Origin of the sequence: Flavobacterium enshiense, from assembly GCF_040750275.1 — a bacterium.
GTDB lineage: Bacteria > Bacteroidota > Bacteroidia > Flavobacteriales > Flavobacteriaceae > Flavobacterium > Flavobacterium enshiense_B.
This window is the reverse complement of record NZ_JBDOCV010000002.1, coordinates 212,392-235,059: the sequence shown is the minus strand read 5'-3', so window position 1 is coordinate 235,059 and position 22,668 is coordinate 212,392. Positions and strand designations below refer to the sequence as shown.

At 35.0% G+C, this 22,668-nt stretch carries 19 protein-coding genes and 1 tRNA gene; 10 read left to right on the top strand and 10 right to left on the bottom strand.

Annotated elements, in window-relative coordinates; all coding sequences use genetic code 11:
• Positions 1-13 precede the first annotated feature (13 nt).
• The 4 genes from ABGT15_RS03810 to aroB form a co-directional block, all read right to left on the bottom strand.
• A complete protein-coding gene (locus tag ABGT15_RS03810) occupies positions 14-367 on the bottom strand; it encodes a hypothetical protein (RefSeq protein WP_367230090.1) in 354 nt (117 codons plus the stop codon).
• Between the two features lie 86 nt (positions 368-453).
• Positions 454-1,428 (bottom strand): deoxyhypusine synthase family protein, encoded by a 975-nt coding sequence (locus ABGT15_RS03805; protein WP_367230089.1) that lies wholly within the window; start codon positions 1,426-1,428, stop codon positions 454-456.
• A gap of 27 nt (positions 1,429-1,455) precedes the next feature.
• Positions 1,456-2,862, bottom strand: coding sequence for an arginine decarboxylase (locus ABGT15_RS03800; RefSeq protein ID WP_367230088.1), 1,407 nt, complete (start codon positions 2,860-2,862; stop codon positions 1,456-1,458).
• Between the two features lie 299 nt (positions 2,863-3,161).
• Positions 3,162-4,229 (bottom strand): 3-dehydroquinate synthase, encoded by a 1,068-nt coding sequence (gene aroB, locus ABGT15_RS03795; RefSeq protein ID WP_367230087.1) that lies wholly within the window; start codon positions 4,227-4,229, stop codon positions 3,162-3,164.
• Between the two features lie 96 nt (positions 4,230-4,325).
• Between aroB and ABGT15_RS03790 the strand changes: the two genes are divergently transcribed.
• Positions 4,326-5,492 (top strand): proline dehydrogenase family protein, encoded by a 1,167-nt coding sequence (locus tag ABGT15_RS03790; RefSeq protein ID WP_367230086.1) that lies wholly within the window; start codon positions 4,326-4,328, stop codon positions 5,490-5,492.
• A gap of 557 nt (positions 5,493-6,049) precedes the next feature.
• Here the strand turns inward: ABGT15_RS03790 and ABGT15_RS03785 are convergent.
• The 6 genes from ABGT15_RS03785 to ABGT15_RS03760 all read right to left on the bottom strand — a co-directional run bounded on the left by ABGT15_RS03785 (position 6,050) and on the right by ABGT15_RS03760 (position 12,482).
• Positions 6,050-8,344 (bottom strand): hypothetical protein, encoded by a 2,295-nt coding sequence (locus ABGT15_RS03785; RefSeq protein WP_367230085.1) that lies wholly within the window; start codon positions 8,342-8,344, stop codon positions 6,050-6,052.
• 262 nt (positions 8,345-8,606) lie between these two features.
• Positions 8,607-8,684: transfer RNA gene (locus tag ABGT15_RS03780), tRNA-Val, on the bottom strand.
• 58 nt (positions 8,685-8,742) lie between these two features.
• A complete protein-coding gene (locus ABGT15_RS03775) occupies positions 8,743-9,117 on the bottom strand; it encodes a DUF4258 domain-containing protein (RefSeq protein WP_367230084.1) in 375 nt (124 codons plus the stop codon).
• A 44-nt stretch (positions 9,118-9,161) separates the two neighbouring features.
• The gene (locus ABGT15_RS03770; protein ID WP_367230083.1) at positions 9,162-10,355 is read right to left on the bottom strand and encodes an alanine dehydrogenase; all 1,194 of its coding nucleotides are present in this window, start codon (positions 10,353-10,355) and stop codon (positions 9,162-9,164) included.
• 50 nt (positions 10,356-10,405) lie between these two features.
• Positions 10,406-10,828 (bottom strand): tRNA (adenosine(37)-N6)-threonylcarbamoyltransferase complex ATPase subunit type 1 TsaE, encoded by a 423-nt coding sequence (gene tsaE, locus ABGT15_RS03765; protein WP_367230082.1) that lies wholly within the window; start codon positions 10,826-10,828, stop codon positions 10,406-10,408.
• A 100-nt stretch (positions 10,829-10,928) separates the two neighbouring features.
• Positions 10,929-12,482: a response regulator gene (locus ABGT15_RS03760; RefSeq protein ID WP_367230081.1), complete on the bottom strand. Its 1,554-nt coding sequence runs from the start codon at positions 12,480-12,482 to the stop codon at positions 10,929-10,931.
• A 185-nt stretch (positions 12,483-12,667) separates the two neighbouring features.
• Here ABGT15_RS03760 and ABGT15_RS03755 point away from each other — a divergent pair, with 185 nt between their 5' ends.
• The 9 genes from ABGT15_RS03755 to ABGT15_RS03715 all read left to right on the top strand — a co-directional run bounded on the left by ABGT15_RS03755 (position 12,668) and on the right by ABGT15_RS03715 (position 22,584).
• Positions 12,668-13,084: a hypothetical protein gene (locus ABGT15_RS03755; RefSeq protein WP_367230080.1), complete on the top strand. Its 417-nt coding sequence runs from the start codon at positions 12,668-12,670 to the stop codon at positions 13,082-13,084.
• A 188-nt stretch (positions 13,085-13,272) separates the two neighbouring features.
• On the top strand, positions 13,273-15,897 hold the full coding sequence (locus ABGT15_RS03750) for a T9SS sorting signal type C domain-containing protein (RefSeq protein WP_367230079.1): 2,625 nt from the start codon (positions 13,273-13,275) through the stop codon (positions 15,895-15,897).
• 124 nt (positions 15,898-16,021) lie between these two features.
• Entirely contained in the window at positions 16,022-17,257 is a 1,236-nt protein-coding gene (locus ABGT15_RS03745) for an HD domain-containing protein (protein WP_367230078.1), read from the top strand.
• A 122-nt stretch (positions 17,258-17,379) separates the two neighbouring features.
• Positions 17,380-18,408 carry a UDP-3-O-(3-hydroxymyristoyl)glucosamine N-acyltransferase gene (gene lpxD / locus ABGT15_RS03740; RefSeq protein WP_367230077.1) on the top strand — a complete coding sequence of 343 codons (1,029 nt, stop codon included), beginning with the start codon at positions 17,380-17,382 and terminating at the stop codon, positions 18,406-18,408.
• A gap of 18 nt (positions 18,409-18,426) precedes the next feature.
• Positions 18,427-19,815 carry a bifunctional UDP-3-O-[3-hydroxymyristoyl] N-acetylglucosamine deacetylase/3-hydroxyacyl-ACP dehydratase gene (locus ABGT15_RS03735; protein WP_367230076.1) on the top strand — a complete coding sequence of 463 codons (1,389 nt, stop codon included), beginning with the start codon at positions 18,427-18,429 and terminating at the stop codon, positions 19,813-19,815.
• A gap of 10 nt (positions 19,816-19,825) precedes the next feature.
• On the top strand, positions 19,826-20,614 hold the full coding sequence (gene lpxA, locus ABGT15_RS03730; protein ID WP_367230075.1) for an acyl-ACP--UDP-N-acetylglucosamine O-acyltransferase: 789 nt from the start codon (positions 19,826-19,828) through the stop codon (positions 20,612-20,614).
• 42 nt (positions 20,615-20,656) lie between these two features.
• Entirely contained in the window at positions 20,657-21,223 is a 567-nt protein-coding gene (gene efp / locus ABGT15_RS03725; protein WP_367230074.1) for an elongation factor P, read from the top strand.
• A gap of 67 nt (positions 21,224-21,290) precedes the next feature.
• A complete protein-coding gene (locus ABGT15_RS03720) occupies positions 21,291-22,232 on the top strand; it encodes a UDP-3-O-(3-hydroxymyristoyl)glucosamine N-acyltransferase (protein WP_367230073.1) in 942 nt (313 codons plus the stop codon).
• Complete coding sequence (locus ABGT15_RS03715) at positions 22,222-22,584, top strand: nuclear transport factor 2 family protein (protein ID WP_367230072.1); 363 nt, start codon at positions 22,222-22,224, stop codon at positions 22,582-22,584. The genes ABGT15_RS03720 and ABGT15_RS03715 overlap by 11 nt, the downstream gene beginning before the upstream one ends.
• The last annotated feature ends 84 nt before the right edge of the window (positions 22,585-22,668 follow it).

Below are 22,668 nucleotides of genomic sequence, written 5' to 3'. Positions count from 1 at the left end.
GAGTTCCTTTTTTTTAATCTTCTTCTGAATCGTCTTCGTCAGTTGGTTCATCTTTTGGCTCTTCTTCCTCATCATCATCAGAGTTGTCCTCAATGTCTAACTCTTTTAATGCGTCCAATGAATCTTCACTTCCGTCGATATCTTCATCGTCTTCATCATAATTTTCAATTCTGTCAGCTAGTTTTGTACTTACTTTTACCAAGTAGATGGTGTCTTCTGTACGTACTTCAACTGCTTCAATTGTTTCATTCTTAGCGTTTTTGAAACGGATAACATCAGAATCATCATATCCGTCAGGAAACTTCTCAACCAAAAGGGTTAAGATCTCATTTGTTAATTTAGCGTAATCTACAATTACTCTTTTCATTCGTTGTGCTTTAATCTTTGTATGTGGTCAAATGTAATATCCTAAATCTTATTTTCAAATAAAATTTAATTTTTTTTTTTAAAATTTTACCAGCCTAAAACGTAAGCAAAAATAAGAGGTGAAACGATTGTAGCATCAGATTCAACAATAAATTTAGGAGTTGTGATATCTAATTTACCCCAAGTGATTTTTTCATTAGGAACAGCTCCTGAATATGAACCGTAACTTGTCGTAGAATCGGAAATCTGACAGAAATAGCTCCAAAACGGAACATCGTGCATTTCCATATCCTGATACAACATCGGTACCACGCAAATAGGGAAGTCTCCTGCGATACCACCACCAATCTGGAAAAATCCTATTCCTTTTCCTTCACAGTTTTTAGTATACCAATCTGCTAACCACATCATATATTCTACACCACTTTTCATTGTTGTGGCTTTGAATTCACCTTTAATACAGTAAGATGCGAAAATATTACCCATTGTACTGTCTTCCCATCCCGGAACTACGATTGGTAAATTTTTCTCAGCAGCAGCTACCATCCATGAATCTTTTGGATCGATTTCGTAGTATTGTTCTAAAACACCGGAATTAATCATCTGATACATGAATTCGTGCGGGAAATAACGCTCTCCTTTAGAATCTGCATTGTTCCAGATATCAAATAAGTGTTGTTGCAAACGACGGAAAGCTTCTTCTTCTGGGATACAAGTATCGGTTACACGGTTGTAATGGTTTTCTAATAAATCCCATTCTTCCTGAGGACTTAAATCACGATAGTTTGGAACTCTTTTGTATGAATTGTGCGCCACAAGGTTCATAATATCTTCTTCAAGGTTGGCACCGGTACAAGAAATAATATGAACTTTATCCTGACGAATCATTTCGGCTAATGATTTTCCTAACTCAGCTGTACTCATCGCACCCGCTAGTGTAATCATCATTTTTCCGTTATCCAACAAATGTTCTTCGTATCCTTTTGCGGCATCTACAAGAGCTGCAGCATTAAAATGAAGATAATGTTTTTCAACAAACTGACTGATAGGTCCTTTACTCATTTTTATATCTCTTTTTATGTAATTTAATTATTGTTTTTTCTTATTATACCCTAAGATTTCTAAAACATCTTCGGCTTTTTGCTGCTCTGAGAACACCTCAGTTGCAAATATTCCGTTTTTATCTTTATCAATCAGAATATGCTTCGGATGAGGTAAAATACAGTGGTGTAAGCCTCCAAAACCTCCAATAGTTTCCTGGTAAGCTCCGGTGTTAAAGAAACCAATGTACAAAGGTTTTTCTTTGTTATATTTTGGTAAATATACAGCGTTCATGTGCTGTTCGGAGTTGTAATAATCGTCTCCGTCACAGGTTAAACCTCCTAAAAGTACGCGTTCATATGTGTCATTCCATCGATTTACGGCCATCATAACAAAACGTTTGTTGATTGCCCAAGTGTCCGGAAGGGTAGTAATGAAAGACGAATCAATCATGTTCCAGTTTTCACGGTCATTTTGTTTTTTCTGGTATAAAACCTGATAAACGGCGCCGCCTGATTCTCCTACGGTAAAGGATCCAAACTCAGTAAAGATATGAGGGACAGGAACTTCAGCTTCATCACAGGCGATTTTAATCTGATTTAAAATTTCATCGACCATGTATTGATAATCATAATCAAAAGCTAATGAATTTTTAATTGGGAATCCTCCACCGATATTTAAACTATCTAATGATGGGCATTCTTTTTTCAAGGCAATGTACACTTTCATACATTTTAAAAGCTCATTCCAATAATAAGCAGTATCGCGAATTCCGGCATTAATAAAAAAGTGAAGCATTTTCAACTCAACCTTCTTATTATCCTGAATTTGCTTACGATAAAACGGAACAATGTCTTTATATCCGATTCCCAAACGAGAGGTATAGAATTCGAACTTTGGTTCTTCTTCCGCAGCAATACGGATACCAATTTTGAATTTCCCTTCAATTTCTTCTTGCAATAAATCTAACTCTTCAAAGTTGTCAATTACAGGAAGTGTGTTTTTGTGTCCGTTATTAATTAGTCGTGCAATATTTGAAATATACTGATCACGTTTAAAACCGTTGCAAACAACAAAAGTATTTTTATTGATTTTTCCCTCTTCCATTAATCGCTCTACTATGTCAATATCGAAAGCGGAAGAAGTTTCAATGTGAATGTTATTCTTTAAAGCCTCATTAAGAATAAATTCAAAATGGGAACTTTTTGTGCAGTAGCAATAGAAATATTTAGCCTCATAGCCATGTCTTTCCATCGCATTTCTAAACCACATCTTTGCTTTGTTGATGTTTTCAGAAATTTTTGGAAGATAGGTGAATTTTAAAGGTGTTCCATATTGCTCCACCAATTTCATCAGGTCAATGCCATGAAATTGAAGGTTATCTTTATTTAAAGTGAATTCTTCCTGTGGGAAGTAAAAAGTCTGGTTGATTAAGTCGTAATATTTAGTATTCATTTGAATGCCTAGTTGTATAAGATTATAAATTTAATAAAATATTTCCTAAAACAACTGATTTTCAAACTCTTAAATTAGCATATACGATTTGAAGCTCCTCATGAAGCGGGTTAGTAAAATGAAAAATTTCAAAATTACGACAGCTTTTAATCGAAAAAACAATACGTTGTAATTTAGTTAACGATTTGTTTTTTCTTGCACTGATGCTGTCTGGCAATTGTATTTGCTGATCTTTTTTCATTACCGCAAATGTAAAAAATATTAAAACGTATTTTAAAAGAAATTTTACTAAAAAAACATTACATTTTATAATCCTCAAACGCCTTGTAAATCAATTCGTTATCAGAAAATTGGTTGATTTTGACATTACCGATTCCGTTCAATAATGCAAATTGCACTTTCCCAAATTCATTTTTCTTGTCATGAATCAGTAAATCCATGATGTTTTTAATATCTTCAGAATTAAAAGACACGCGTTCAAACAAATCGAGAATTATGTATTTTATTTCCTGGTATTCTTCATTCGAAATAAGGCCTTTTTCCAAAGAAAGATAACTTTCTAAAATCATTCCTACCGCTATAGCTTCACCATGCAATAATGCTTCGTTAGGTTTGTTCTCTAAAAAAAAGCTTTCTATTGCATGACCTAAAGTATGGCCAAAATTAAGAGCCTTACGGATTCCGTTTTCAGTCGGATCTTGTGAAACGATATTGTTTTTTATTTCAACTGACTGATGAATTAAAGCATCTAAATCATCTGTATTTAAACCATTTAAATTTTTAAACGTATCCCAATAACCTTTATCCTGAATAAGCCCATGTTTAAGCATTTCTGCTAAACCGGAACGCATTTGCTTTTGTGGCAAAGTCGCTAAAAATCCCGTAGAAATTAAAACCGCTTTTGGAGTTGTAATGGTTCCGATTTGATTTTTAAGGTTTCCTAAATCCACACCATTTTTCCCGCCGATAGAGGCATCAACCATAGCCAAAAGGGTAGTAGGTACATTTATATATTCAATACCACGCTTAAAGGTTGAGGCCACAAATCCTCCTAAATCGGTAACGACACCTCCGCCAAGATTAATTATAATACTCTTTCTGTCGCCGCCAAGTTCTGTCAGCGCCGACCATATTTCATAACAGGTTTCAATGTTTTTAAACTGTTCTCCGGATTCAAATTCGATAATTTCTAATGGAACATCAGTAGCCAGATTTGCTAAAAAATCAGGTAAACAATATTCACTCGTTACACTGTCAGCAAGTATAAAAATTTTTGAATATGCCTCAGGTTTAAGGATTTCGCTTAAATAATTTTGGCAATTCTCATTAAAGTAAACAGAGTATCCGTTGGCGTTTATCGTTTGCATTTTGAAGTATTGTTAAAGGATGAGCAAAATAAGGCATTTTTTATGAAATATTTTCAATCCATGCGTATATTTGCAAACCTATTTATAATAATCACGATGGAAAAAATATTCAACAATACCGAAGTAGCATTTGCTCTGAAAAACAACAGTGAATTGAACAGAGCTCATTTTCTTTTCAAAATGATTGGAAACCCTACTTTGGTAAAAATGGGAACTTCCTTGACAAATTTTGCATTAAACCTTCATTTGCCGGTTGAAGGAATTATCAGAAGTACGGTGTTTGATCATTTTTGTGGCGGTGTAAGCGAAGAAGATTGCTTAAAAGTTGTTGATAAAATGTACACCAAACGAGTGTCATCCGTTCTGGATTATTCTGTTGAAGGTAAAGAGGAAGAAGCGCAATTTGATGCCGCTTTGGAAATGACTTTAAAAACTATCGAATTTGCAAAAGCTAAAGAAGCAATTCCTTTTGCGGTTTTCAAGCCGACAGGTGTAGGCCGCATAGGATTGTATGAAAGAATAGGAGAAAACAAATCGCTTACCGATAACGAAAAAGCAGAGTGGGATAGGGTAGTAAACCGTTTTGAAGTAATCTGTAAAACTGCTTTTGATAAAGATGTAATGATTTTAATCGACGCAGAAGAAAGCTGGATGCAGGATGCCGCTGATGATTTGGTAGCCGAAATGATGCGCAAATACAACAAAGAAAAAGCGTTGATTTTCAACACCTTGCAAATGTACCGTTGGGATCGTTTGGATTATCTGAAAAAGCTTCATGAGCAAGCTAAAACTGACGGTTTTCATATTGGTATGAAAGTAGTTCGTGGTGCATATATGGAAAAAGAAGCGAAACGTGCAGACGAAAAAGGATACAAGAATCCAATTTGTCCGACAAAACAAGCTACTGATGATAATTACGATGCGTGTATCAACTACATGATGCAGCATATTGACAAAATGGCCATTTTCGCCGGAACCCATAACGAGTTGAGCTCTTATAAATTAATGGAATTAATGGCTCAAAAAGGTATTTCCAAGAATGACAACCGAATTTGGTTTGGACAATTATACGGAATGAGCGATAACATTAGTTATAATTTAGCGGAAAACGGATACAATGTAGCAAAATATCTACCTTTTGGCCCTGTTCGTGATGTGATGCCGTATTTGATTCGTCGTGCCCAAGAAAACACTTCTGTAGCAGGACAAACCGGAAGAGAGTTAATGCTTCTGGAAACAGAAAAAAAACGAAGAAAATTATAATTAAAAACTCCGAAGCGATTCGGAGTTTTTTTATTTATATACAGCAAGCGAAAAGAATAAGAACAACCGGAAAAATTATCAGGTTAATAATTATCTGAAACAATCTTCTCACTTTGTATTTTTCAAGAAGCGAATTGATAAGTATCAGTATTCCGAACAAGGCAATAAAATAAATCATAAATACCAGCCAGTTGCCACTATCTTTCATCCAACGGAAATCATAGTAACCTTCATCGATAAAGAAAAGGAGATGAGTTATTAAAAAACTGTTTATTGCAGAGAAAGATATCAGATTGAGCTTCATTTTTTTTTAGTAATAACGAAACTTCTGAAAGGAAAGTATAAAAAGTTACTTAATTGCTTAAGGATTTTTTTTTGTGGCCGATTAAGAGTTAGTACCTCTGAATTCTCAGTGCAAACGTGATGCTCTAAACCATAAGAGTTAATCACCCGATTTACTTTCTTAATTTTGAAAGCAGTAGTATACATAAGCACTATTCTTTTTGTACAAGTATTTTCTTAGTTCGAAAAGATGCTATATTGGAGACATTCAAAGTTTATTTCACTTTTTTATTAACTGAAAATTTGAAATTATCTGCACCTAACAAGCCATCTCCACTTACGCCCTCAATATTTCCTAAAAATAAGCTGTTAATATCCGAACAGAAAAATGTTATTTTAGCTTCTCCTTGCTCGTTGGTAATAATATCCGGTTTCCAAAACAAGGTGTTACGGTAATCCGGAATAGGATCATTTATTGTTACATTATCATAAACCGCTTCATAAAATACTTTCTTGCCATAATACCCCTCTACCATTGCAATATTAAACCTGTTTAGAAGCTCGGCTTCTGTAAAGACTGGATGACGACTATTTGCATTTTTATATCCTCCAATAGGATAGGGTTTATTTCTTATATATTCGTGCCCTACAACAGGCAGGGAGTTTCCTGGGGCATTCACATGATTAGGACAGTTGAAAATATTATTTATGCACACATAATCATCGTTAGGAGCTTGTAATTCTGCCCGAGCCAAACTGTCCAGTTTTCCGATATACTTGTCTCGAAATACTGTTTTCTTCCTTTTTGAGGAAATCAGAACTTCATCTAATTTATTTATGACTACACGATCTGCAAATGGAGAAATTTCTTTTGAATCTGCTTTTTCGGAACCTTGCAATGGGTAAAGTAACGTTTTTGTTTTACGTTCTCTGTCAATTTCTTCAAACGAAAAATCCTTAAAATTCATAAGATATTTTGGCTTGGGTGGGGTCATTAATTGAATATAAGTAAAACCACCTTCTCCTTTTTTTAAATCATTAGAGGTAATGGTAAAATCGCCAATTGAATCTGTCATTATAAAATCCACTCCTTTATTTTTGTCTGCAGCAGATATTTTAATCATTTTCTGCATTGATGCGTTTGCTGCGATCTTATCGGGTTTTGCTAACTGGATTTTTCCTTTTAACTCATCAAAAACAACTGGCTTTTGCATAGTGACCAACTCTTTTACATTAGCGTCATCCCACACATAATTTCTCCAGCCTTGGGTAAGCATTAACAGATTTAAGACTTGTTCGCGATCTTTATTCTGTTCGTCAAAATAATACCCTGGATTGTAAACAGTTCCTTTTAGCTGTGATGTTAGTAAAAAATGACTCTGAATATTTTTAGCGTCTTGTTTGTTTTGATACAACCCATCATACACACTTAATCCTAAATGGGCAACAACTCCTTGATTGGTTTGGTCCGTTACTTTTATTTTTAAATTTACTAACTCTCTAGTACTGTAATTACTTTTATCGAGCTCTGTCTTAATTGTTAGCTTTTGCTCTTGATTCACATACACGAGTCTTTCTGCCAGCGGAACTGCATTTTCATTGAAAAGAGTCACTTCTGCAATGCCTTGAGGAATATCCTTTAGAGGAATTTTGATTAATAAATTCTTTTGTAATATACCTGAGGCCATGCTGTAAACCACACCTCTTACTTGAAGTCGCAAGTAGACTTTTTCTTCTGGTAAAGCATCACTTTGCGAAATTTTAAATAATAAATCTTCTTTAGAATTCCTTAAGAGCCTTAATACTTTTCCATTTTGATCTATTGGTCCTACAGGAAAAGTCCCTACCAATGCGGGTTCTGTTAATTGTATATGGTATTTTTTATTGCTATTTGGCGTAAAAATAACAGCTCCCATACCCGAATGCTTACTTTTAAATTGTAGCAAAGGAATATTATTTTCAAATAAAGTACCCGAAACATCAATTGGTAATCCTTTTGAATTTACAGCTTTAAACCCTAAGGTACTCTGAATTTCAGAAACCAATCTGCCGCCCTCTGGAAAAGTAGTAAAATGAATAATACTATCTTTTTCAATAGGATTGGCAATAATTTTCTGGTTTATTGATTTTACAATTTTTATTTTTTTCAGGGCGTAAAACTCTTTACTGTTTCTGAAGAATGAATTAGCACTATAACCCGCTAAACTGTATGTTCCTTCTGGTAATGTATTTTTCAAAAAAAGATGCCCGCTGACGATGCCGTTTTCTATTTCATATTTTTTTTTCCAAACTACTTTATCCGTTTGATCTTCTATTAATTGTACAAAGAGTATTTTACTACGTTGTGATAGGGTGAAATATTGTCCATCCAAGACGTATCCTTTAAACCAAACATCTTCCTCGGTTTCATAGATGTTTTTGCTGGTTTGTAAATACACTATATCTGAACTATTGCTTCTTGTCAAACCTTGCAGCTGTTCTATTAATTGATCTACAGTTGCGATATTATTTTGAGCAAACGTGTGCAAGGAGTATATTAAAAGAAAAAAGAAAAACAGTATTTTTTTCATATTGGAAGTTAGTGAATTACTACTTTGGCATCAATTCAGATATAAAATTACAATTGAGTACCTAAATTATAGTTCCCTGCCAATATACAAATGTTTTTTATTATTTATTGAGTCTATTCTTACATTGGGCTGTAAAATTTTTAATAATTAGGCCCAGTATTCTTATGCAACTTATAATATCTGGAACAAAAATGGGTAATCTAAAAGAAGAAAAGTGAAGTTTTAATGTATAAAAAAAGGGATACTTAAAAAGTATCCCTTTTGGTGGGCGATGAGGGGTTCGAACCCCCGACCCCCTCGGTGTAAACGAGGTGCTCTGAACCAGCTGAGCTAATCGCCCGATTGTGTGTGCAAATATACATTCAATATTTGATTACACAAGGCTTTTGAGATTATTTTTATTGTTTTTGGATGCTTTTCAGGATAACTTTTTCAGACTGATTAATCATCTCAACAGTAATTTCTTCATTCTTAGTACTTAATCCTTCAATTACATATAACTTACCGCTATCAGAAGGTTTGTTACTTTTTGAAAAATCTACATCACCATTATTTAAACAAGCTTTGATATCTTCCAAAGTGATTACTTTTTCTTTCATTTTGGCATCAACATCTTTTGAAATCTCAAGAGGCTTACTTCTTAAATCTTTTAAGACGCGGCAATTAGGCATATAACAAAACTCTGTTTTCTTCTTCTGAAAGAAAAAAAACAAAAACATTCCGCCTAACAACAATCCAAAAAGATAATAGGCTAAACGATGTACAAATTTCATGGTATTTAATTTTGGGCAAAAATAAGCAATCTATTTAGCAAACACTAAAATACTATCAAATTAATATCTCTGTAAGGAATATTAAACCAATCAGCAATTGACTTATTTGTTAAAAGCCCGTGGTACATATACACACCATTTTTTAATCCGCGGTTAAAACGGATGGCACTTTCAATACCTCCATCATCAGCAATCTGGATTAAGAAAGGTGTAATAATGTTGCTAATGGTCATTGACGCGGTTTTGGAATAACGGGAAGGAATATTAGGAACGCAATAATGTATTACATTATGCTTAATAAAAATTGGTTTTTCGTGTGATGTAATTTCAGAGGTTTCAAAACATCCTCCGGTATCAATGCTTACATCTACAATAACAGCGCCTTTTTTCATGTGTTCAACCATAGTTTCTGTAACTACAATCGGCGTTCTGTTATTCCCTCGCATGGCTCCAATTGCCACATCGCAACGCATTAAGGATTTTAACAATGATTTTTCCTGAATAGTTGAGGTGAATATTGGCTGATTTAAGGTGTTTTGTAATCTACGAAGTTTGGTAATTGAATCGTCAAATACTTTCACGTTTGCACCTAATCCTAAAGCTGTCCTGGCAGCATACTCAGCTACTGTTCCAGAACCTAAAATTACTATTTCAGTTGGTCTCACTCCGGTAATATTTCCAAATAAAAGTCCTTTCCCGATAGATTGATTAATCATTAATTCGGCGGCAATTAAAACGGAAGCCGTTCCTGCTATTTCAGATAACGAACGAACTGCCGGAAACGAACCGTCTTCGTCTTTAATAAATTCGAAGGCTAAGGAGGTTATTCTTTTATTGGCTAAAGCTTCAAAATAATTTTTTTTCTGCGTTTTTATCTGTAATGCCGAGATGATAATAGTCTGAGGATTAACCATTTCAATTTCTTCCAAAGTAGGCGGTTCTACTTTAAGGAGCATAGGACATCCAAATACCTTTTTAGTATCACTTGTAATTTCCGCACCGGCTTCACTATATTCCTTGTCTGAATAACTCGAGCTTAAACCCGCTCCGGATTCCAACAAAACCCTATGTCCGTGTGAAGTTAATGACGCAACTGCATCAGGCGTTAAACAAATCCTGCGTTCCTGATAACACGTTTCTTTAGGAATTCCTATAAAAAGCTGACTTTTATGTTTTTGCACTTCCAGTTTTTCTTCCTGTGGAATTAATTGTTGTGACGTAAAAGGTGTTATAGGCATGATGCAGTTAGATTGTTTTGTACAAGTTACGAAAAATAAGCATAGGACAATTATTTAAGAATCAAAATCCGGTTCCCTGTAGGAAGCTGCCTGATGTAAATGGAAGCATGATCAAGTGGGATCAGGTGCGGTGTTTTTTCCGGCCATTCGATAAAACACCAGTTTCCGGAATAGAAGTATTCATCAAGCCCCATATCATAAGCCTCATCTTCTGAATTTAAACGGTATAAATCAAAATGATACACAATTTCACCTTTATCCGTATGATATTCGTTAACCAATGAAAAAGTAGGACTTGAGGTCATGTCTTCAACACCTAATTCTTTAACTAACGCTTTAATGAGTGTGGTTTTTCCAACGCCCATATCTGCATGAAACGTAATCACTTTTTTGAGAGGCTGCGATAAAATTTTACGGGCCACTTCCTGTATTTCGTTAAGAGAAAAGCTAATTTCCAATGGGTTACTCATCATATAAAAAAGAGGAATTAATCTTCGTCATCAAATGTAGCAAAAAGTACATAATTTCAAAGATTAATTCCTACAATTCTAAAAATCAACTTAAAGTTGCTGATTATCTGGGTTCAAACACCAAGAAAGGTATAATCATTTCCTCAAGGGATATCCCACCATGCTGATAAGTATTTCTATAATAACTTACATAATGATTATAATTATTGACATAAGCCAGAAATAAATCATTCTTTGCAAAAATAAATGAGCTGCTCATATTGATGGCTGGCAATCCTACCTTTTTCGGATCCTTAACCACATAAACGTCTTTATCTTCATACGTTAAACTGCGTCCTGTTTTATAACGCAAATTTAAACTTGTATTTTTATCACCGATTACTTTAGAAGGATTTTTACAGTTGATAGTCCCATGATCAGTTGTAAGGATCAAACGAAAACCTTGCTGTTGTGCCAATTGAATAATTTCAAGTAATGGTGAATTTCTGAACCAGCTCAACGTTAATGAACGATAGGCTTTATCGTTGGAAGCCAACTCTTTAACTACATCCATTTCGGTTTTAGCATGTGAAAGCATATCCACAAAATTGTAAACAACTGTAGTTAAATCATTGTTTTTCAATCCTTTAAAATTATCAACCAGCTTTTTACCGTCTTTAAAGTTGGTGATTTTGTAATACTCTTGCTTAATATCGATTCGCAACCGTTTTAACTGTTCCGTAAGGAATTCGCCTTCAAACAGGTTTTTCCCGCCTTCATCAGTATCATTTTTCCAGTATTGCGGATAGTTTTTTTCCATTTCCAAAGGCAACATTCCTGAAAAAATAGCATTACGCGCATACTGTGTCGCTGTCGGGAGGATAGAGAAGTAGCTGGTTTCTTTTTCTAATTTATAATGATTGTTTACCACACTTTCAAAGGCTTTCCACTGATCGTAACGCAAATTATCAATTACTACAAAAAGAATTGGCTTGTCTTTTTTTCGGATCTCCGGAACCACTAATTTCCTGAAAATTTCATGAGAAAGGTACGGTCGGTTATCCTCACTGGAAAACCATTTTTCATAATTTTTTTCGATGAATTTACCGAATTGGGAATTGGCTTCCAGCTTCTGACTTTCAAGAATTTCAACCATGCTTTGGTCCTCAATGTTTTCTAATTCGATTTCCCAAAACAGGAGTTTTTTATATAGTTCGATCCAATCTTCATAAGAATTTACCATTACCATATCCATGGCTATTTTTCGGAATTCTTTTTGATAATCCAACGTGGTTTTTTCTGAAACTAATCTTGAATGATCCAGATTCTTTTTTAAACTCAACAAAATTTGATTTGGATTCACCGGTTTAATCAGATAATCGGCTATTTTGGAACCGATTGCTTCTTCCATAATGTACTCTTCTTCACTTTTGGTAATCATAATTACCGGCGTAGCTGATTTTTTTTCCTTAATTTCAGAAAGAGTTTCAAGACCACTCAAGCCAGGCATGTTTTCGTCTAGAAAAACGATATCAAAATTATTATCCTCAAATACTTCAATGGCATCCTGACCGTTGTTACAGGTGGTTACGTTATAACCTTTCTTTTCAAGAAATAATATGTGTGGTTTCAGTAAGTCGATTTCGTCGTCTACCCAAAGTATTTTTATCTGGCTCATAATGTGTGTTGTTAATTAATGTGCAATTTATTGTTTTATCAACGGATTGAGGTTAAAATTATTGTAAAAATCTTCTCTAAAAATGAAATCCGGCAATTCATCGCATATTTTTCATTGTTATCGACAAAAAATCAGGTTACGGTTTATACTTCATAAATTAGTATGCAACTTTAAATCAATACGTTATGAAACTTACAATTTTACTCATCGCTTCCTTTATATGTTCTACATTTGCAACTAACGATACCCGTACCATTAAAATTAAAGATGTTCGAAAAATCAAAAACTGGGAACAAAACATTAAAACCTGCTATGTAAAAGACAAAACAGTAGAGGTTTACAGAGTTAATACTGGAGAAAATGGCTATCTTACAGCTATTTACAAAGCTCAGAACAATGAAGTTACCTGCAACAAAGGATTAATTTTCGAAACGGAACATGATTACGAATTTGCCGAATATACTTGGGTAAACGACAGTATTGTGAATGTATCACTCTTCAATAAAAGAAATAGAAATGTTGAAGAATACCATATAAACGATAGAACTGGATCTGTTACCAATGGTTTTCTTAAACTTCAAAAGATTGCATCAATACATTGATTTAAAATTTCGCCTTCCAACTTCTGAAAAGTTATTGAGAGAATATTTTTTAGATAAAATAATTCTGTAAGTAATTGACTATTATTTGATTACAAAGCGCTTTTTTTTATAAGATTTTTTCTATAAAATTTTTAAGATTTAGTATATATTTGTGAGATTTTTACAACTAAAACTAATCGAAAAATTCTATGAGAAAAAAATTATCTATGCTTTTTGTCTTGCTATTTAGTGCTTTTATTTATGCACAAGAGGGTAGCAACGACAATTCTTTTAACCCTTCCGATATTGGTTTTGGAAATGGTGACGCCACCAAATCCTGGTATGACGATGATAAAATATTATCAACGACAGTACAACCGGACGGCAAAATAATTATTGGAGGGAGTTTTATTCAATATAATGGCGTTCCAATAAAAGGTATTGTACGTTTAAATGCAGACGGTACTCTAGATACTTCATTTGGTACAAACACAATTATTAAGCTTATTGTAGATGGAAATGAATATGTAGGCCCGATAATACAATCGAGTGCGATTCAGCCTGATGGTAAGATCGTAATCGGAGGTACCTTTACCGAAATTAACGGTACAGCCGTTAGAGGAATTGCCCGTTTAAATTCGAATGGAACATTAGATACAAGTTTTAACACCGGAACAGGGTTAATAGATGCATACATTTCATCGGGTTCGCTGGCTTCAGTAAGATCTATAGCCATTCAAAATGATGGAAAAATTGTTGTGGGTGGAAGTTTTACCAGTTACAACGGTGTAAATAAAAGAGGCGTTTTACGTTTAAATACAGATGGAAGTTTAGATTCCGGTTTTGCCATTACAGGAACCGGGGCAGCTTACAATACGGTATATAAAGTTGTAATCCAACCAGACGGAAAAATAATTTTAGGAGGTGATTTTACCACCTACGATGGTTATACTGCTTATGGCATTTGTCGTTTAAACACTAATGGTACTAAAGATTCTTCTTTTACTCTTTCATCATTACTAACGAATTGTAAAATTAGAACCGTTTCTCTACAAAGTGATGGTAAAATAATTATAGGAGGTAGTAATATAATATATGATGGACTCAGAACCACTCTTGTTCGTTTAAATAGCTCTGGAACTGTTGATACTAGTTTTGCGGTTTATACAATTGGTGTAATGGATCCAATGGTTATTAATACTTCTTTAGTACAAGTTGACGGGAAAATACTTATAGGCGGGAATTTTGAAACGTATAATGGAACTACCGTTAACCGTATTACTCGTTTGAATAGCAACGGTTCCTTAGATACCAGCTTTTCATCCGGAACCGGAGTAGATAAAAAGATTGATTCCGGTACTGATGCCGATACTGATGTATTTGCAATGGCTTTGCTATCAAATGGGCAAATAATAATAGCTGGTGAATTTGAAAGTGTTAATCAAACGGATAGAAAAAACATAGCCCGAATCAACTCCAATCGAAGCATTGACATGACCTTCAACACTGGAAGTGGCTCAAATCAAAATATCCGTACTACAGCAATACAAGCAGATCAAAAAGTTATAATTGGCGGTGAATTTGGACTTTATAATGGTGTTGTAACCAATAGAGTTGCCCGAGTTAATACAGACGGAACGTTAGATACTAGTTTTAATGTTGGCGGAAGTGGTTTTCAGACAACATATGCAATTTTTAAGGCTGCAATATATGCCTCAGCCATTCAACCTGACGGTAAAATACTTTTAGGAGGTTTCTTTGGAAAATATAATGGTACGTTAATTAATAATTTAGTTCGTCTAAATTCTGACGGAACATTGGATACTAGTTTTAATACTGGAACAGGAGCGAACGGAATAGTTCAGTCTATTTTGGTTCAGCCTGATGGGAAAATAATAATCGGTGGTGGATTCACTACATACAATGGAACTTCTATTAATAGAATTGCAAGACTTAATTCTAATGGAACTTTAGATACTTCATTTACTCCAGGTTCAGGAGCTGAGAGTGAAGTTAGAGCTTTGGCATTACAATCTGATGGAAAAATACTAATCGGCGGTCTGTTTAACAGCTACAATGGTTCTTCAAGAAAAGGGATTGTACGTTTAAATGCTAATGGTACTTTAGATACTTCCTTTAGCGCGTTAACGTATCAATCTTTTTTCTCAATTGAAGTCATAAAAGTTCAATCTAACGGTAAAATTCTTATTGGAGGAAGTTTCGAACAATTGAATAATATCACTGAAGCCAATGGCTTTGTTCGCTTAAACGCAAACGGAACTGTTGATACAGCTTTAAGTTTTGGTTATGCTGACCCTACAATTTACAACATTGCACTACAGCCTGATGGTAAAATTATCTTAGGAGGATATTTTGCGCTAAGCAGTACCGATAAACATTTAATCCGTTTAAATGCAAACGGTACAGTAGATACTGGTTTTAACACAGGAACAGCAGCAAATTCAGTCGTTTACACAAGCGCACTTCTTCCTGACGGAAAATTAATCATCGCTGGGGCTTTTACCAATTATAATGGAACAGGGAGAAACCGTATTGCGAGAATTAATGCCACAACATTGTCTGTAAATGAAAATGTAGTTGACAACAATAACATAATTGCCTATAAAAAAGGTTCCGCTTTACACATTGTAACTGAAGGTAAAACAATGCAATCCGTTAAGCTGTTTGACATAACAGGAAAACTTGTTTATGAAAATGAGAAGGTTAATGCATCAGAAACAACAATTGAAAACTTATCGGTAAACGATCGGATTCTAATTGTTGCAATTACTGATGAAAACAACTCAGTTGCCAGTAAAAAGATAGTATTTTAGTTTTTATTATTTGTTGGTTATTAAAAGAGGCTGTTAATAAAACAGCCTCTTTTTTTATTTGTACAACAGCTAATATTTAACATCAAGACTAATTTTCTTATATTTGTTTAAAAGTAAGTACTACGTGAGTCAGATTAACAAACTTAAAATCCTCAACGATCCGATTTATGGTTTTATAACCATTCCCAATACATTAGTTTACGATTTAATCCAACACCCATATTTTCAAAGACTTAGACGCATTTCTCAAATGGGAATGTCCTATCTTGTTTATCCGGGCGCACACCACACCAGGTTTCATCATGCATTAGGCTGCATGCATTTAATGCAGAAAGCTGTGCAGACATTACGTTTTAAAGGTGTTGAAATTTCAACTGAAGAAGAAACTGCTTTATATATCGCTATTCTGCTTCATGATATCGGTCATGGTCCATTTTCCCATGCTATGGAACACAGCATTGTGGAAGATGTGCATCATGAAGAGATTTCGTTGTTGTTTATGAATCAGCTGAATAAAGAATTTGATGGGAAATTATCGCTAGCCATTCAGATTTTCAAAGGTGATTATCATCGTAAATTCATGTTACAACTTATTTCCAGTCAGTTAGATATGGATCGAATGGACTATCTGAAACGCGACAGTTTTTACAGTGGAGTAGCCGAAGGGAATATCAATTCCGAACGACTGATCCAAATGATGAATGTCGAAAATGATATTCTGGTCATCGAAGAAAAAGGGATATATTCCGTAGAGAAGTTTCTGGTAGCCAGAAGATTGATGTATTGGCAGGCCTATCTTCACAAAACCAGTGTTGTTGCAGAACTCATACTGACTAAGATCCTGAAACGCGCAAAAGAACTCACTCAGAAAGGTATTGTTTTACCTAGCAGCGAACCTTTACAGTTTTTCATGCAGAACAAAATTACTCTGAATGAATTTACACCTAACATTTTAAAACAATTTGCTTTGTTGGATGACTTCGACATCGTAAGCGCCATAAAATCATGGCAATTTCACGACGATTATGTTTTATCGTCCTTAAGTTCCATGATTATAAACAGGGATTTGATGAAAATTCAAATGTCGGAGGAGAAAATCAGCAAAGAGCAATTAATTGATTTTAAAACACGTTATATAGAAAAGCATCAGTTGTCCGAAAAAGAGGCCGAATACTTTGTTTTTAAAGGAAAGCTGAAAAATCAAGCCTATAATAAAACCGGAGAACCAATTCATATTTTAAAGAAAGACCGTTCGATTGAAGATGTAGTGGAAGCTTCCGATCAGTTACATTTAAAAGCGCTTTCAAAACCGGTGACAAAATATTACATCTGCTTTCCAAAAGTGTTGCTGGAAAGTTAAAAATGAATTAAATTTTATATTTTTGTCGGGTTAAAATGAACAAAACTAAAGAATGGGTGTATCAAACACTTTAAATAGTAGTGAGTTCCATCTTATACCGATGGGAAATTAAATCTTGTAAGATGAAATTTACAGCAGAACAAATAGCAGGAATTCTGGAAGGTGAGGTTGTGGGAAACCCTTCAGCGGAAGTCTATAAACTAGCAAAAATTGAAGAAGGTACAGAAGGTTCGCTTACTTTTTTGGCCAATCCGAAATACCTCAATTACATATATACCACTAAGGCTACCATAACAATTGTAAACAATACTTTTGTTGCAGAACAAGAAATCGAAACAACCTTAATCAAGGTTGAAGATGCTTATAAATCCTTTTCCAAATTACTGGAATACTACAATCAGGTAAAACTGATGAAATCCGGAATTGAGCAGCCTTCCGTTATTTCCGAAAATGTTACCTATGGTGAAAACCTATATTTAGGCAGTTTTTGTTATATCGGTAAAAACGTAAAAATTGGGGATAACGTAAAAATCTATCCGAACAGTTTTATTGGAGATAATGTAACCATTGGAGATGGCACAGTTCTTTTCGCAGGAGCCCGAATTTATTCGGAATCCGAAATTGGCAAAAACTGTACGATCCATTCCGGAACCATTATCGGTTCAGACGGATTTGGTTTTGCACCACAAGAAGACGGAACATATACAAAAGTACCGCAAATCGGAAACGTGATTATTGAAGACAATGTAGAAATTGGTGCTTGTTCAACAATCGACCGCGCTACTTTAGGTTCAACCATCATCAGAAAAGGCGTAAAACTAGACAATCAAATCCAGATTGCCCACAATGTTGAAATTGGCGAAAATACCGTTATTGCTTCACAAACAGGTGTTGCAGGTTCAACTAAAATTGGTAAAAACTGTATGATTGGCGGTCAGGTTGGAATTGTTGGTCATATTACCATTGGTAACAACGTACGTATTCAGGCACAATCCGGAGTAGGCCGTAATGTGAAAGACGGAGAAGCTATTCAGGGAAGTCCGGCATTGCCTTATGGCGATTTTAACAAGTCGTATGTACACTTTAAAAATCTTCCGAAAATTGTAGATGAAATTCATCAGTTGAAGAAAACAAGTAACGAAACAAATTAAAACTAAAATAACTAAGTCATGGTTAAACAAACAACCATTAAAAGTGAAATTACATTAAAAGGAGTAGGATTACACACCGGACAAGACGTTGTAATGACGTTTAAGCCGGCACCAATTAACAACGGTTATACTTTTGTACGTGTTGATCTTGAAGGTCAGCCTGTAATTGAAGCCGATGCAAATTACGTGGTAAATACTCAAAGAGGAACCAATCTTGAGAAATTGGGCGTTAAAATTCAAACTTCTGAGCACGTTTTGGCTGCTTTTGTAGGTTGTGATGTTGACAACGTAATTATCGAACTGAATGCTTCAGAACCGCCAATCATGGATGGTTCATCAAAATATTTTGTGGAAGCTATTGAAAAAGTTGGAGTAGAGGAGCAGGATGCTGAAAGAAAAGTTTACGTAGTAAAAGAAGTTATTTCTTTCACAGACGAAGCTACAGGAAGTGAAATCACTGTTATTCCGGCTGATGATTATCAGGTAACCGCAATGGTCGACTTCGGAACCAAAGTACTTGGTACACAAAATGCTACCATGAAATCCATCTCTGAATTCAAAACTGAAATTGCAGATTGTCGTACGTTTAGCTTTTTACATGAACTAGAAGGATTGTTGGAACACGGATTAATTAAAGGCGGTGATTTAAACAACGCAATTGTTTATGTCGACAAAGAAATTTCACCTGAAACCATGGAACGATTGAAAGTTGCTTTCGACAAAGATTCCATCAGTGTAAAACCAAACGGTATTTTAGACAATCTTACTTTGCATTATCCAAATGAAGCGGCGCGTCACAAATTATTAGACGTAGTTGGAGATTTAGCTTTAATCGGAATAAAAATCAAAGGAAAAGTAATTGCGAACAAGCCAGGGCATTTTGTAAATACGATGTTTGCTAAAAAAATGTCCAAAATCATTAAAAATGAACAAAAAAACCATGTTCCGGTTTACGACCTGCATAAAGAACCTTTAATGGATGTGACTAAAATCCAGTCGATGTTACCACACCGTTATCCTTTTATTTTAGTAGATAAAATTTTGGAGTTGTCTGACAATCACGTGGTAGGATTGAAAAATGTAACCATGAACGAACAATTCTTCGTAGGACATTTTCCAGGAGCTCCAGTAATGCCGGGTGTTTTAATTATTGAAGCCATGGCACAAACCGGAGGAATCCTTATTTTAAGCACTGTTCCGGATCCGGAAAATTACTTAACCTATTTCATGAAAATTGATAATGTGAAATTTAAGCATAAGGTACTTCCAGGTGATACGCTAATCTTTAAATTAGAATTACTGTCACCAATTCGACGCGGTATTTGTCATATGCAAGCCAGCGCATACGCCAATGGAAAATTGGTTACCGAAGCAGAACTTATGGCGCAAATTGTAAAAAAGAACTAAAAAAAGATTTATGAATCAACCTTTAGCATATGTACATCCTGGTGCGAAAATTGCAAAAAATGTAGTTATCGAACCGTTCACTACCATTCATAATAATGTTGAAATTGGGGAAGGTACTTGGATTGGCTCTAACGTTACTATTATGGAAGGAGCCAGAATCGGTAAAAACTGTAACATTTTCCCTGGTGCTGTAATTTCTGCAGTTCCTCAGGATTTGAAATTTGGTGGTGAAGAATCACTTGCAATAATTGGGGATAACACTACTGTAAGAGAATGTGTTACCATCAATAGAGGGACAATTGCTTCAGGTCAGACAAAAATTGGAAAAAATTGTTTGGTTATGGCAACAGCCCACATTGCACACGATTGCCATATTGGCGATAACGCTATCATCGTCAACGGCGTAGCCTTAGCAGGACACGTAATAGTTGGTGATTACGCTGTTATCGGCGGATTGGCTGCAGTACATCAGTTTATTCATATTGGTGATCATGCAATGATTTCCGGCGGTTCACTTGTTCGTAAAGATGTACCTCCTTTTACTAAAGCCGCCAAAGAACCACTTTCTTATGTAGGTATAAATTCTGTAGGGTTGAGAAGAAGAGGGTTTTCCACTGAAAAAATCAGAGAAATTCAGGATATTTACCGAATTTTGTATCAGAAGAACTATAATACCACACAGGCTTTAAGTATAATTGAAGCCGAAATGGAAGCTACACCGGAACGTGATGAAATTATCATGTTTATTCGTAACTCCTCAAGAGGAATTATGAAAGGTTATACCGGAGGCGGATTTTAATCAAAATAATAAAATTAATAAATTCAATTAACAAATACACAAATGGCAACTACAGCAGATATCAGAAACGGATTGTGCATTAAATTTAACCACGATATTTATAAAATCATCGAATTTTTACACGTTAAACCAGGAAAAGGTCCAGCTTTCGTTAGAACAAAGCTTAAAAGTTTAACAAACGGAAAAGTGTTAGACAATACTTTTTCATCGGGCCATAAAATTGACGTAGTTCGTGTCGAAACACATACTTTCCAGTATTTGTATGCAGAAGGAAGCGATTTTCATTTCATGAATAACGAAACGTTCGAGCAAATCTCTTTAAACAAAGATATTTTGGACGCTCCGGATTTATTGAAAGAAGGAACAAACGTAATGGTTCAGATCAATGCAGAAACAGAAGCACCTTTATCGGTAGATATGCCAGCTTCTGTTGTTTTAGAAGTAACTTACGCTGAGCCGGGAGTAAAAGGAAACACAGCTACAAACGCTACTAAGCCTGCAACAGTTGAAACCGGAGCACAAATCAATGTTCCTTTATTCATCAACGAAGGTGATAAAATCAAAATCGACACCGCTACAGGTTCCTATATGGAGCGTGTAAAAGAATAGTTTACGGTTTTTCAGTGTTCAGTTGTTGATCGAAATAACTGAACACTGTTTACTGATTCTAAATCATATGAAGTTTCCAAAAACACATACCCTTAAAGAAATTGCCAACATCATTCAATGTGAATTTGTTGGTGATGAGCGTTTTCCTGTTCACGGGATGAATGAAATTCATGTAGTGGAACGAGGCGATATTGTCTTTGTTGATCATCCGAAATATTATGACAAAGCACTACAATCCGCAGCAACAATCGTTTTGATCAACAAAATGGTAGATTGCCCGGAAGGAAAAGCCTTGTTGATTTCAGATGATCCTTTCCGTGATTTCAATAAGCTTACAAATCATTTCAAACCTTTTCAGGCGTCCAATTCGGCAATATCGGAAACTGCTAAAATAGGAGAGGGCACAATTATCCAGCCAAATTGCTTTATCGGAAACAATGTCACAATAGGTAAAGATTGCTTAATTCACTCCAATGTATCTATTTACGATAATGCAGTGATTGGCGACAATGTAATTATTCACTCCGGAACAATTTTAGGCGCCGATGCTTTTTATTACAAGAAAAGACCGGAAGGGTTTGATCAGTTGCTTTCAGGAGGACGCGTAATTATTGAAGACAACGTTGGCATTGGAGCACTTTGTACTATTGACAAAGGAGTTACAGGCGATACAACCATTGGTGCCGGCACAAAAATCGACAATCAGGTTCATGTGGGGCACGACACCATTATTGGTAAAAAATGTCTAATTGCAGCCCAAACAGGAATTGCCGGTTGTGTGGTTATTGAAGATGAGGTTACCTTATGGGGTCAAGTTGGTACCACAAGCGGCATTACTATTGGTGAAAAATCTGTTATTCTGGCACAGTCCGGAGTAGCAAGATCCACAGAAGCCGGTAAAGTTTATTTCGGTTCACCGGCTGAAGAGTCAAGAGAAAAAATGAAACAACTGGCCAACATCAAAAGAATACCGGACATACTTAACAAACTCAATAAGAATGAAGGCTAAAGAACTCGTAACCGAGTTTTATCAATCGGACGCATTGCGAAACAGCGAAGTGATAAAGCAATTTCTCCATGATAATATGGAATTTCATTGGTACAGCTCCAAAGGTTTTTTGAAAATGGACAAAAACGATTTGATAGAACTCTCAAACGAAATGTATCGATCGTACACCTCTTCAAGAATCAACATTTCTCATATTTTAGAGGAGGAGAACAAGGTTTCCATTCGCTATTCTTATTTTGTAACGCCTTTTGAAAATCCCGGAGAAGAAGTAGTCTTAGCACATTTCATGACGATTTGGGAACTAAAAGACAACAAACTGTACCGAGGTTATCAGATGAGTCAGTTAAGTTAAAATCTCTTTAAAAATCTTAAAAACTTTATTGCAAAATTCTTTAGATATTGCTGTCAAAAGTCTATTTTTGCAATGCAAATTTTA

Bases quoted from the DNA above. Each gene is read 5' to 3' on its own strand.
- ABGT15_RS03720 (WP_367230073.1), top strand. From the start codon at position 21,291: ATGAAGTTTCCAAAAACACATACCCTTAAAGAAATTGCCAACATCATT.
- ABGT15_RS03750 (WP_367230079.1), top strand. From the start codon at position 13,273: ATGAGAAAAAAATTATCTATGCTTTTTGTCTTGCTATTTAGTGCTTTT.
- lpxA (WP_367230075.1), top strand. From the start codon at position 19,826: ATGAATCAACCTTTAGCATATGTACATCCTGGTGCGAAAATTGCAAAA.
- ABGT15_RS03755 (WP_367230080.1), top strand. From the start codon at position 12,668: ATGAAACTTACAATTTTACTCATCGCTTCCTTTATATGTTCTACATTT.
- ABGT15_RS03805 (WP_367230089.1), bottom strand. From the start codon at position 1,428: ATGAGTAAAGGACCTATCAGTCAGTTTGTTGAAAAACATTATCTTCAT.
- aroB (WP_367230087.1), bottom strand. From the start codon at position 4,229: ATGCAAACGATAAACGCCAACGGATACTCTGTTTACTTTAATGAGAAT.
- lpxD (WP_367230077.1), top strand. From the start codon at position 17,380: ATGAAATTTACAGCAGAACAAATAGCAGGAATTCTGGAAGGTGAGGTT.
- ABGT15_RS03775 (WP_367230084.1), bottom strand. From the start codon at position 9,117: ATGAAATTTGTACATCGTTTAGCCTATTATCTTTTTGGATTGTTGTTA.
- ABGT15_RS03800 (WP_367230088.1), bottom strand. From the start codon at position 2,862: ATGAATACTAAATATTACGACTTAATCAACCAGACTTTTTACTTCCCA.
- ABGT15_RS03735 (WP_367230076.1), top strand. From the start codon at position 18,427: ATGGTTAAACAAACAACCATTAAAAGTGAAATTACATTAAAAGGAGTA.
- tsaE (WP_367230082.1), bottom strand. From the start codon at position 10,828: ATGATGAGTAACCCATTGGAAATTAGCTTTTCTCTTAACGAAATACAG.
- ABGT15_RS03770 (WP_367230083.1), bottom strand. From the start codon at position 10,355: ATGCCTATAACACCTTTTACGTCACAACAATTAATTCCACAGGAAGAA.
- efp (WP_367230074.1), top strand. From the start codon at position 20,657: ATGGCAACTACAGCAGATATCAGAAACGGATTGTGCATTAAATTTAAC.
- ABGT15_RS03715 (WP_367230072.1), top strand. From the start codon at position 22,222: ATGAAGGCTAAAGAACTCGTAACCGAGTTTTATCAATCGGACGCATTG.
- ABGT15_RS03785 (WP_367230085.1), bottom strand. From the start codon at position 8,344: ATGAAAAAAATACTGTTTTTCTTTTTTCTTTTAATATACTCCTTGCAC.
- ABGT15_RS03810 (WP_367230090.1), bottom strand. From the start codon at position 367: ATGAAAAGAGTAATTGTAGATTACGCTAAATTAACAAATGAGATCTTA.
- ABGT15_RS03760 (WP_367230081.1), bottom strand. From the start codon at position 12,482: ATGAGCCAGATAAAAATACTTTGGGTAGACGACGAAATCGACTTACTG.
- ABGT15_RS03790 (WP_367230086.1), top strand. From the start codon at position 4,326: ATGGAAAAAATATTCAACAATACCGAAGTAGCATTTGCTCTGAAAAAC.